Origin of the sequence: Spirulina sp. CS-785/01 (assembly GCF_028330525.1) — a bacterium.
Lineage (GTDB): Bacteria > Cyanobacteriota > Cyanobacteriia > Cyanobacteriales > Spirulinaceae > JAQMSD01.
This window is the reverse complement of the sequence record NZ_JAQMSD010000094.1, coordinates 1-11,979: the sequence shown is the minus strand read 5'-3', so window position 1 is coordinate 11,979 and position 11,979 is coordinate 1. Positions and strand designations below refer to the sequence as shown.

The 11,979-nt window shown below is 44.6% G+C and carries 7 protein-coding genes; 3 read left to right on the top strand and 4 right to left on the bottom strand.

Going from position 1 to position 11,979, the window contains the following annotated elements; all coding sequences use genetic code 11:
* Positions 1-140: 140 nt before the first annotated feature.
* Both PN462_RS05470 and PN462_RS05465 read right to left on the bottom strand, forming a co-directional pair.
* Positions 141-2,336, bottom strand: coding sequence for a caspase family protein (locus PN462_RS05470; RefSeq protein WP_272127008.1), 2,196 nt, complete (start codon positions 2,334-2,336; stop codon positions 141-143).
* A gap of 240 nt (positions 2,337-2,576) precedes the next feature.
* Entirely contained in the window at positions 2,577-3,950 is a 1,374-nt protein-coding gene (locus tag PN462_RS05465; RefSeq protein WP_272127007.1) for an adenylate/guanylate cyclase domain-containing protein, read from the bottom strand.
* 227 nt (positions 3,951-4,177) lie between these two features.
* On the opposite strand from PN462_RS05465, the gene grpE reads away from it, so the two are divergent.
* From grpE to PN462_RS05450, 3 genes are all read left to right on the top strand, one after another.
* Positions 4,178-4,798, top strand: coding sequence for a nucleotide exchange factor GrpE (gene grpE / locus PN462_RS05460; RefSeq protein WP_272127006.1), 621 nt, complete (start codon positions 4,178-4,180; stop codon positions 4,796-4,798).
* 156 nt (positions 4,799-4,954) lie between these two features.
* Complete coding sequence (locus PN462_RS05455; RefSeq protein WP_272127005.1) at positions 4,955-6,388, top strand: hypothetical protein; 1,434 nt, start codon at positions 4,955-4,957, stop codon at positions 6,386-6,388.
* 934 nt (positions 6,389-7,322) lie between these two features.
* A complete protein-coding gene (locus tag PN462_RS05450; protein ID WP_272127004.1) occupies positions 7,323-8,099 on the top strand; it encodes a fatty acid desaturase in 777 nt (258 codons plus the stop codon).
* Positions 8,100-8,188: 89 nt separating this feature from the next.
* Here PN462_RS05450 and PN462_RS05445 read toward each other — a convergent pair whose 3' ends face one another.
* Together PN462_RS05445 and gyrB are read right to left on the bottom strand one after the other, a co-directional pair.
* Complete coding sequence (locus PN462_RS05445; RefSeq protein ID WP_272127003.1) at positions 8,189-9,736, bottom strand: phosphomannomutase/phosphoglucomutase; 1,548 nt, start codon at positions 9,734-9,736, stop codon at positions 8,189-8,191.
* Between the two features lie 101 nt (positions 9,737-9,837).
* Entirely contained in the window at positions 9,838-11,763 is a 1,926-nt protein-coding gene (gene gyrB, locus PN462_RS05440) for a DNA topoisomerase (ATP-hydrolyzing) subunit B (RefSeq protein WP_272127002.1), read from the bottom strand.
* Positions 11,764-11,979 lie beyond the last annotated feature (216 nt).

The window sequence follows — 11,979 nt, the reverse complement described above, 5'->3', positions numbered from 1 at the left end:
TATCTACACGATAGGAAACGCTTCAGGAGACACTGCCTCTACTGTGGCTGGAGAAATCTTGTCACAGCAAGCGGAGTCGTTGAATGAAGAACCTCGCTGATTCTTAGGAATCCCTCGGCTCTGTCGAGGGAGGATGTCAACTAATCCGGAATAACTTCAAAGCTAATGGATAAAGTCGCCATTTGAGTGGCCCGGAGTCGTTCATATTCTTGGCGCGATCGCACGCTGGCAACTTCCCCACTTCGGACCCCTCGGACAAAATCCGTAATCAAAGATAAGGGTTCATCAACCGTGACGGGACCCCGTGACCCCCGCGCTAAGTTACGCAACCGGGAAAACGCTTCTGTCATGGGCTTCTCACTGGCAATGACTAACGCTTCTCCTGTCCCCGTTTCCGCACTGACGAGAACAAAGTCATCTTCTTGGGGGTTGGGAATTAAGAGGGTACTCTTAGCCTCAACTCGCGTTGTGTTCTCCAAGTTGTCATCCTCTTGGTGTTCATTGGGAAAGAGAACGGTAATTTTCCCCGTGGAACTAATGACTAATACGCCTAAATAGAGAGCTTGATCTTCATTATTAATCACTTCAAACTGAAAGGCTTCATTGATCGGGACACGGGTTAACAAGAGTTCCCCATTGCCCCGACTTCCCCCATGACTACAATCCGTGGGTTCTTGACAGTCTTCTCCCCGAAAGGTAAAGGATTGACCGATCACTTGAGTTTGCGATCGCTCTAATTTCATCGTCACCCCTACATCTAACTGAGAAGACTGGGCATTGAGGGTTAAGCGAATAATCCGAGTGGCCAATAATGCCCGCAGTTTCGGTTGTAACCGTTGAATGGCCGCCTCTATACTTTCCCCCGCTAACCCAAAGGAATCGGGAATCACTTCTAAGGCCGGGGAAAATAAACCAATACTCCCCTCGGACGGTTTTTCGCTGTCTGGGGTTAACTGTTGCTGATACTCTGGAGTCATCCGGCTGAGAATATAATGCACCTTTTGTGCATAGGGTTCAGTGGCCGACTGGGAGGGGATGGCCTTGATCCGGTTTAATGAAGTTAAGGCACGACGGGCCGTTGCTGCATCACTCCCCAAGGTTGGATCAAGGCCGATGCCTAATTGCCAGTCTGTGGGGATAGCCCGGGCGTATTCCTGTAATAAATCCCCGGCTTGAATATTGCCCTCAATGGTCGCCTCGGCTTCTAATCCAGACCGTTGGGTTAAGGTCACTTGTCCTGCCTCTGGACGGTTTACGGGGACGAGAATGGCTTCAGGACCAAAGGCATCTAAACTCTCTTGATTGACTCCTCCAAGCCACACTCTGGCTTGATTCCCTGTTACGCTTAAAACTGCGGCTTCTGCGGGGGGTTGAGTGGGGTTGAGGTAATAGATGGGTTTATTCCTATCGCTACGGGTATCTAATATGGGACGTTGTTGGGTGGCGAGGTCATCAATACGCTTTTGGAGAATAGCGATCGCATCTCCGGTAGAATTAGACTGCTGCCAGAGATACTGGGTGAGCAAATAACTAAACGCCCCCGCATGAAATGCCCCAAAATTATAATCCGCCGCCAATTGTTCCCGGGTGGTGGACGCTAAAACCGCCCCCGTTGCCACTCCTTTTTCCCGTTCCCCTTGGAATTGTTCCGGGGTTAAATTAAGACGGTTGAGAAGGGTTTGTTGATAGGCATATTCCGCCTCAGAAACCCGTTGTGCGGCTTCTGCTGCCCGCACCAGCACCTCCCCTCTCGTTCCCCCTCCCGAATGACAACTATCGAGGATAACCGCCACATTGTCGGTTTTTTGCCGTAACGCATACATCAATAAAAAGAGGGTTTGCCCCATAATATCGGCCACAGTGTTATTGCCGGAAATGGTGGAATCTGCCGGGACAAAGGTGCTGTTATAGGGGTAGTTGGGATCAATGGGGGTGGGAGTATCCACCTGGGACCCATGACCGGAAAAGTGGAAAACCACCACATCCCCCGGTTTCGCTTGGGCAATGAGGTGTTCTTCAAAGGCCGTAATGATCCCTTGGCGACTGGCCGCCGCATCCGTTAGGGTGAGAATATCCGAGTCTTGGAAGCCAAAACGGTGCATGAGTAAGTATTTTTGCAGCGTGACATCATTGACACAACCGAGGAGATTATCAAAGCGATCGCTATTCGGATATTGATTAATCCCCACCAATAACGCTAGTTTACGGGGAGTATTTTGAGCAAGGACTTTCCCATATTGAGTCGCCCGCCGTTGTAACGTGAGAGAATGAAGACCGAGGGTAGTCAGTGCAGCAGCACTCAATTGTAAAAAGTGGCGACGTTTCAGGTATGCCATGATGAACCTCTCCAATGCAAAAAAAAGGACTTTTCCTGTTTTGTTGTATCTCTGAATGCGCCCTTTGATATGCAGTTTTCGACCATTTGCAGGAAAACTTAATATATAGACAGGGAACAAAACCAATTAAGTGTCCTTAAATTTGACTAATCCGGGTTCTCTTTTCCCTGTTCCCTAGTCCCTGTTCCCCATTTCCTTGCCTCAAAAACCAATAAACACTTTAAAAAAAACTGCAAAACGCTATAAATTACAACTTACATTTTCCTGTTTTCCCATCAAGAAATAAACAGGCATTTCTCCTTTCCCTTTCACATCTATTGTTCCCCGGTCTTCAAAGTGAAACTGATTTTTTAAAAGTTGATAAGTATTGTCTGTCACCTGTATTTTCCCCTCAACCCCTAACATTTCCATGCGACTCGCCACATTAACCGCATCCCCCCAAAGATCATAGGCAAACTTTTTCTGACCAATTACCCCGGCCACCACGGGCCCCGTATTAATGCCAATACGGAGACTCAGTTTTGAGGGATATTCTTGTTGATGGCGTTCCATCACCGCTTGCATTTCTAAAGCCATATTAGCAATAGCTGTGGCATTGGTTTGACTCGGTTGAGGGAGTCCCCCGGCCACCATGTACGCATCCCCAATAGTTTTGATTTTTTCCAGTTGATATTTATCCGTGAGGGCATCAAATTCAGAAAAAATCTTATTCAGTGTGGCAACTAAGGTTTGGGGAGAGGTTTGACTCGAAAATTCTGTAAAATTGACTAAATCCGCAAAAAGAATGGTCACAGAGTCGTAGGCTTGGGCGATTAATCCCGGATTTTGTTTGAGTTTGTGGGCAATTTTCGCCGGGAGAATGTTGCGTAAGAGAGTATCCGCCTTTTGTCGTTCCCGTTGTAGGGCGAATTCTGTTTTTTTCCGTCGGTTTACTTCCGTTTCGAGGTTACGAATATTGCGACGGAGTTCCATTTGTCCCATGACCTGACGACTTAGGGCTTGCAGGGCGTTCACTTGTTCTGGGCTAAGTTTATGGGGTTTTTGATCAATGGCACAAAGGGTCCCCAGGGCATGACCTTCTGGGGTGACGAGGGGGGCCCCGGCATAAAATTGAATGTTCGGGTCGCCCAAGACGAGGGGGTTACGGGCAAAGCGTTTATCTTTACGGGCATTGGGGACGACTAACACCTCATCAGGGTTGAGGATAGCATGGGCGCAAAATGCCCAATCCCTTGGTGTTTCATCGGCATCGAGTCCCTGTTTAGATTTAAACCACTGGCGATCGCGGTCTAGTAAACTAATTAAAGCAATCTTCGTCCCACAAATTTGAGAAGCCAGAGTGGTAATATCATCAAAATCCCCTTCTGGCAGGGTATCTAGAATATTATAGGAGTCTAGATTCTGTTGCCGTTGTTCCTCCTTTTGGGGTAAGGGGGCCGGTTGAGGTTGAGGTTGAGGGGGTTGTACTGAGGAGGAAATGTGTTGCTTGAGATATTTGATCACAGCATTCACCTGTTGATCTAGAAAATCAAGTAGTATAATTGCCCCTTGCCCCAGTCGGTGAAGGAATAACGCGATAATATTATCATCTTTCTGCACAAACGGGTTTTTCACGATTGGTCTCGGCTCATCACATCAGGCAAAATGTCAGCACCCTACTTTAAGAATCTCTTAAAGATTGCTACCATTCTCATCCTAGGGAATTTTGCGGCAACTGGACAAGAGGAAACATACAGAACTTCACAGATAGACCGTATCCCAAGGTAGAGGACAGAAGACTCAATAATCGTCATAATCGTCACAATTATCCATTATCCATTTTCCATGATCCATTATTTCCCATGTCCACAAACCGTTTACGTCAACTAATGGCCCAAGCTGAGATTCAGAGTTTTGCGGAATTAAGTCGCGTGGCCGGGGTGTCTCGGTGGCAAGTGCGACAGGTGAGACAAGGGAATATTGGCCAAATGCGGGTAGAGAATGTGGCTAAGATAGCCCACGCCTTACAACTTTCGCTGAGTGAATTTCTCAGGGAATTTACTGAAACTGAGAACAGTCCCCAAGGAGAAGTCACGGAGTTACAACAAGAATGCCACCGCTTATCCCAACAACTGCAAACCCAACAAGACACCCTATTAGAACAGTTCCACCAGTCCAGTTTACAAGTTTTAGAGACTTGGCTCTTACAATGGCCCACCGCAGTTAAAGCAACTGAGAAAAATCCTGAATTGCCTGCCAGTCGATTAATCCCCCTTTTGAGTCCAGTCGAGAATTTAATGAAGCAGTGGGGGGTAGAAAAGATCGCCTCTGTCGGGGAAGAATGCCCCTATAACCCCCAAGAACACGAATTAATGGAGGGAACCGCCCAACCCGGAGAAACCGTGCGAGTGCGCTATGTGGGCTATCGCTACCAAGGCAAGTTATTATATCGAGCAAGAGTTAGTCCTGTATCCCAAGAATAAATTACATCGTAGAGTAATAGAAGACTCTAAGAGAAAAAATTGGGGTAAATTGTATAACTGATCATCATGACTTTTACAGAACAGTAGGCCAATGGGAGAGGGTAGGGTATTATATATCATCTAGAGACAACACAAGAGTTGCAGTTGCAATGGAATATGGCTCAATTACTTGTGGCTTTATTCTTACATCGTCTTGTAAAAATACTTGGTTTTGAGGTAAAAAAACTAATGTTTACTAAGAAAAAATTTATACAGTTGAGCCATCAAACCAAAAGTTATTTGGCTTTATTTGCTAAAACTATTGATCAGTTTTTAGAAAAGCATAAAAAGAAACGTACTTTTTACGTTATATTTTTAGTTTTGGCATTATTGATTATTATTTCTCGACGACCCGATGCTATTACTAATGCCCAGTTTTGGGCAGAAGACGGGGTTATTTTTTACGGTCAGGTTTACGAAAGACAAGGGGATATATCTACTTTATTAATTCCTTATGCTGGCTATCTTCATAGCTTTCAAAGAATAGTAGCAATAATTACTTACTTTTCCACTTCACTCTATTGGAGTCCTTTATTTTTTAATATAGTTGCTATTGTTGTTCAAGTCTTACCTGCGTGGTTTATTTTATCACATCGCTTCCACCATTTAATTCCTAAGTTTTCTCTGAGAGTTTTAATTGCTTTTTTGTATTTAGCAATCCCTAATTCATTTGAGGTTCATGCTAATCTAACCAATGCTCAATGGCGTTTAGCGATTTTATTTTTCATGATCATTGTTGCAAAAAAACCTCGTAATTTTTTTGAAAAAATATTTGATATTAGTGGTATTATAATTTCTGCTTTTACCGGGATATTTTCTACTATTCTTTCTCCTATTATTGCTATATTGTGTTGGAAAAAACGTAGTAAAAGATTATGGGTATATTTTGGATTTGCTACTTTAGGAAGTCTGACACAACTTTATTTTTTATTAAATTATGGTCATTCTAGACAAACTCGATCAGATTTTGGACTGATTGATCTGTTTACTCTAGATGCTTTGGATGGATTTTTGAAAATTTTAGGAGGACAAGTTACCTTGAGTTTTTTATTGGGACAAAACGGTTATGGATCTCTTCTCTCATTAACTAATGGTAATCTTGATTGGTTACTTCTCTTGGCAGGGATAACGAGTGTAGTAATTTTAGGTTACACATTATTTAAATCCCCACTAGAATTAACTTTATTTACAACTTTTAATATATTGATTTTTGGGGCTGGTTTTTTGTCTACTTTTGCCGTATCTGGTGATTTAGACGCAGTAGCTAAAACTCCCGGTTTTGGAAATCGTTACTATTTTTTGTTAATGGTAAATTTGTTACTGATCTTGGTTTGGATGAAATGGGGGACAACACCGCCACAAGTTAAAAATGTCGCAACTACTGCTTTAATGATTTTATGTGTTGGAATTATTTTAGATTGGCGTTATGACCCTTGGGTTGATTTAAACTTTGAAGAGTATGCAAAACAGTTTCAAGAAGCTCCTGTAGGAAAAACCATAGAAATCCCTATTCATCCCCCAGGCTGGTTTATGAATTTAACAAAACATTAAAAATATTTGATAATTATTTAACTGTTAAACCTACCCTGCTACGCTGGTTTTAAGTCAAGGAGATGAACGCGAATTGCGTAGCGTTGGGTAGGTTATAATCGAACGACTGCAATGGAAAGTGAATAACGTTAAAAAGTAGATCAAGTTAAGTTCAGTGTACAAAGTGTTCCCACAATTCCTTCTTGAGACTGTTTTAATTTGAGCGCATCAGCTTACCCAATCAGGTATGATGATTGTAGTTGTAGTCCAAACGGTGCAGAGGTGCTGATTGTGAGTCCGGTTAAGGTCTTGTTTGTTATTGAATTCAGTTTACAGAATTCAGCTTTACGTCTGTACTGCGGACAAACTACCAAGTGTAAAAATACCGATGCTGCTTTATCTAAACTCGTCTCATTTCAATTCAATGATCGCTTTCTCTAGACTGACATCATTGGAATTAGCAAAATGGAATTAGCAAAATGGAATTAGCGAAATGGACAAATTCACCCTTAATTTCGGGGAATTATTGATTAGTCGAGTTCTGGGAATGACCCAGAAGAATACCACAGCCAGAGAAAGATGAGCTAGAAAAATAGGGTATCTAGAAATGGTATCTAGAAGAAAATGGCCAGAAGAAAATGTAGGTAGATTGGAAGCCGGAGATACAAAACTCCAATCTAGGCCGTTTTACAAGGGTGTGTGCCTTGCTTGTATCTATGTTTTTAAATTAGCACTATGGTTTAGTTTTAGGCAATCGGATTTTATTAAACTTTACAGTTCTTGAGGGTCTGCAATATTAGCTCCCTTGTTTGTCCAATTGTTAAGTTAAGTCACTTTAGCTTATCACTGAGGGGAGGATAAACTCAGTCATTCCTTATGAGTTCGTAAAGATGTGGGAATAATCGCAGTTTGTAACGGTATATTAAGGGAAGTCCACTTTATTACTGCTATTTTCATGTCCAGTACAGAGACTCAGACTTATCCCAGTAGGATACGGGGTGTCCTCGCCACGATTCAGCAGGACGGGATTAGTATTATGTTAGGGGTGTTAATTATCACGCTGGCCGTCGGAACTTGTGTGGGATTACTGTTGAGTGATTTAAGCGAGATTCCTAATTGGGCGATCGCAATCTCAATATTTTGTCGTATCTTCTTACAAACGGGGTTATTTATCACGGCCCACGATGCCATTCATGGTTCAGTGTCTCCCTCGAACCGTTGGGTCAATGATACCATAGGCGCGATCGCGTCCTTCTGTTATGCCCTGTTCCTCTATAACTTCCTCAAAGAAAAACACCACCAACACCACGCATCCCCCTCCACGGAAGAAGACCCCGACTATTACCCCGACTTAGAAAACAACCCCTTTCTCTGGTATGTCCGCTTTATGTGGGGATATATGCAAAAAACCCAACGATGGATACTGTTAATTGGAATGACCTCAACCTTCCACGGATTGCACGTGATCTTTGATATTCCCTACACCAACCTAATGTTATTTTGGGTTATCCCCATGTTTGTCAGTTCTTTCCAACTCTTTTTCTTCGGGATATTCCTCCCCCACCGTCGTCCCTCCCAAGGGTTTACCAACTCCCATCGGGCCAAAAGTCTCTACTTCTCCGAATTTTGGTCATTTATCGCCTGTTATCATTTCGGCTATCATTGGGAACACCACGAATATCCCCATTTACCGTGGTATCGTCTCCCTGAAGCAATTCAGAATAATGGATAATTTATAATGGATAATGGATAATTCAGTTTAATTCAATTTTTAGCCTTGGGGTTTAACCCAAGGCTTACCGTTAACCCTTTAATCCTCCTTTAATCTTTTAATCCCTCAAACGCAGCCAAGTCTAATTGCTCAAACTGTTGTAAAAATCCTAATAATTTCTGAGCAATTTGACTCACTCCTCCCTCCACATTAGACTCAATATTTAAGGGAATAACTGGGTCATGCAACGACAAACGCAACAAAAACCAACCCTGTTCTTCCGGAGACTGACAACTCACCCGTACCCCCTCATAATTCTTCGGCACAACCTCCCATCCCGGTTGCTGATGGGCAAAGTCTTTTAAACTCTCAATCACTTGGTTGCCGTAGTCTTTAAACTCCGCTACCCCAATTTTCATCCGTAACTCACGGCTTTCTTGGGGTTCTTCTAAATTGGCAATGAGATCAGAAAGTTGTTTCCCCTCTAGGTTTAATTTGGCCAATTCAACCAATAACTTCGTGATTAAATAAGCCCCATCATCCAAGAAATAATTTTCTTTCATCGCCCCGTGACCAGAGGTTTCAATGGCTAACCACGATTCTTGTCCCTCTTGGTTTAAACGAATAGCCTCATTAATCACATTTTTATAACCCCGTTTGAAGCGGTGGTGAACCCCTTGCAGGTCGTTTTCAATGAACTTCGTTAACCCCTCTGAGGTAATAGAATCTGTGACAATAGTAGAGTGAGGATGTTCTTTAAGAACAACGGCAGAAATGAGGGCAATTAAACGATTGCGGTTTAAATCTTGGCCGTTAGAGTCCACCGCCGCCCCTCGATCTACATCCGTATCAAAAATAATACCAAAGTCAGCCTTTTGTTGCACCACAGCTTGGGAAATGGCCGCCATTGCCGTTTCATTCTCCGGGTTAGGGACATGGTTGGGAAATGTGCCATCGGGGTCTAAAAATTGACTGCCCGTTGTATCGGCCCCAAGGGGTTGTAGCACCTTGTCCCCATAAAACCCCCCGGCCCCATTCCCTGCATCAACAATAATTTTCAACCCTTTGAGGGGTTGTTCAAAGTTTTGGGGGTGGTTGACGCTTTCTCGAACTAAGTTGACTAACCCCTCCGCATACACCGAGATAAAGTCCTGGGGTTCAATGCTGCCCCCCTCTACGGTTGCGGGGAAGTCTTGGGCCGCGGCCAAGTGGAGAATAGCCTTAATATCCGGTTTGCCTAGTCCTCCGGACTGGGTAAAAAATTTCAAGCCATTGCGGTTAAAGGGTAAATGGCTGGCGGTGAGCATGATGGCCCCATCACAGTTAAAATCGGGGTGGACGGTACTCATAAACATGGCCGGAGTGGAGGCCATGGCAAAGTCATAGACGCGACAACCGAGACTTTTGATGGCGGCCATGGTTGCACCCATTAAGTCTTCCCCAGAGAGGCGGCTATCTCGTCCTAAACTGATGGTGAGGTCTGGGGTGGGTTTATTTAAGGTTTGGCTTAACCATTGCACAAAGGCTTTCCCTAGGGTTTGGGCGACTTCTGGGGTGAGGTTGACGGGTTCATCGGGAACACCAGACAGGGCAACACCTCGGATGTCAGAGCCGTTTTGTAGTTGGTCCCAGTTAACATTCTGTAGCGTGGCAGTCATAAACTTGTTTAGTAAGGTGGGCAAGTTGCTCCCATTCTAAGATGTTAACCGGATGTTCTTTCAACCTTGGGTTAAAACCCAAGGCTGAGAGACAAAACCCGTTAAATATCTAAATCATCTAGATTTAATTTGGGTCCCTCGGTTTCAATAAACTCTCGACGGGGTGCAACTTTATCTCCCATTAATACTGTGAAAATGCGATCGGCTTCCGCAGCATCCTCGATTTCCACTTGCTTCATCATGCGCGATTCAGGGTTCATGGTGGTATCCCAGAGTTGTTGGGGCATCATTTCCCCTAACCCTTTAAACCGTTGAATGCTGTAATTGGCATTGGACGGTAATTCTTGAATGGCGCGATGTAATTCCCGATCGCTATACAAATATTGGTGATTTTTTCCCCGTTCTAACTTATACAAGGGAGGACAAGCAATATACACATAACCCTGATCAATTAACTCCCGTTGATAGCGGAAAAAGAAGGTTAATAACAGGGTTCGGATGTGCGCTCCATCAACGTCAGCGTCAGTCATGATCACGATATTGTGATAGCGGAGATTACTCATATCAAAGTCTTCTCCTTTGATGCCTAATCCTAATGCGGTAATTAAGGCTTGAATTTCGTTGTTTTTATAAATTTTGGCATCGTCGGTTTTTTCGATGTTGAGGATTTTACCACGCAGGGGGAGGATGGCTTGGGTTCTGCGATCGCGCCCTTGTTTGGCTGAACCGCCCGCAGAATCCCCTTCTACAATATAAATCTCCGACTCCTCCGGGTCACGGGAACTACAGTCCGCCAACTTTCCAGGCAAGGGAGACGACTCCAAAACCGACTTACGGCGCACCAAATCCCGGGCCCGTCGGGCCGCTTCTGCCGCCTTAAAGGATTGTATCGCCTTCTCAATCACCGCATCGGTCACACCTGGATTAAACTCCAAATACTCGCTGAGGACTTCCCCCACCAACGAATCCACAATCCCCCGGACTTCCGTATTCCCTAACTTAGTTTTCGTTTGTCCCTCAAACTCCGGATCAGGCACTTTCACAGAAATGACCCCGGTTAACCCCTCCCGGACGTTTTCACCGCCTAAATTGGCATCATTCTCTTTTAACTTATTACGACGACGGGCCACATTATTCATGGTGCGGGTGAGGACGGTTTTCAACCCCTCTAGGTGTGTCCCCCCGTCAATGGTACGAATATTATTGGCAAACCCCAACAAGTTATCACTGTAAGCATCAATACACCATTGCAACGCCACCTCAATGGTCACGCCCTCTTTCTCCCCTTCCACATAAATAATATCTTCGTGGAGGGGTTGCTTTTCTCGCGTCATGTAGCCCACATACTCTTTAATCCCCCCCTCATAACAATAACTCTCAATGCGGCTTTCCTCGGGGCGGTAGTCGCTGAAGGTGATGCGGACTCCCCCATTCAAGTACGCCAGTTCCCGCAGTCGTCCGGCCAGGGTATTATAGTCAAAATCTACCGTCTCACTAAAAATTTTGGCATCGGGAAGGAAAGTGACAGACGTTCCCGTGTTGCCTTTCTGTTGGTTCGGTTCACTTTCTAACTCCGTAACTGGGATACCCCGTTCGTAGCGTTGGGTATAAATATTATTTTCCCGAAAAACTTTCACATTCACCCATTCCGACAGGGCATTCACCACCGAAACCCCAACCCCGTGGAGTCCCCCAGAGACTTTATATCCTCCACCACCAAATTTACCCCCCGCGTGGAGGACGGTCATTACTGTTTCTAACGCGGATTTTCCCGTGGAGGAGTGGACATCCACCGGAATCCCACGACCATCATCGGTAACTGTAACAGAGCCATCGGAGTTAATATCAATCTCGATATGGCTACAATAGCCAGCCAGGGCTTCATCAATGGAGTTATCCACCACTTCATAAACCAGATGATGGAGTCCTCTCGGCCCGGTTGACCCAATGTACATCCCCGGACGTTTGCGGACGGGTTCGAGACCTTCGAGAACCTGAATCTGCTCTGCACTATAACTGCTGGTCATGGGAATTCCTCTTTTCAGCCTAAATATCGGGGGTTAGCCCTTAAATGATAAATGTATTAGAAATTTTAACACAAAAGGGTTATAGGCGATTTTAGCACAGTTTGGTGAGATTTTTGAGGAGGGGTTATACTGTGCTTGATTTTTTTGTCATTTTTGACCCGAAATTCCGGGGGGGAATTGTCCCATATTAGCATTGATTTGGGAGATGGGGGAGGT

Excerpts from the sequence above, each read along its gene's own strand:
- PN462_RS05470 (WP_272127008.1), bottom strand. The coding sequence starts at position 2,336 with ATGGCATACCTGAAACGTCGCCACTTTTTACAATTGAGTGCTGCTGCA.
- grpE (WP_272127006.1), top strand. The coding sequence starts at position 4,178 with ATGTCCACAAACCGTTTACGTCAACTAATGGCCCAAGCTGAGATTCAG.
- PN462_RS05455 (WP_272127005.1), top strand. The coding sequence starts at position 4,955 with ATGGCTCAATTACTTGTGGCTTTATTCTTACATCGTCTTGTAAAAATA.
- PN462_RS05450 (WP_272127004.1), top strand. The coding sequence starts at position 7,323 with ATGTCCAGTACAGAGACTCAGACTTATCCCAGTAGGATACGGGGTGTC.
- PN462_RS05445 (WP_272127003.1), bottom strand. The coding sequence starts at position 9,736 with ATGACTGCCACGCTACAGAATGTTAACTGGGACCAACTACAAAACGGC.
- gyrB (WP_272127002.1), bottom strand. The coding sequence starts at position 11,763 with ATGACCAGCAGTTATAGTGCAGAGCAGATTCAGGTTCTCGAAGGTCTC.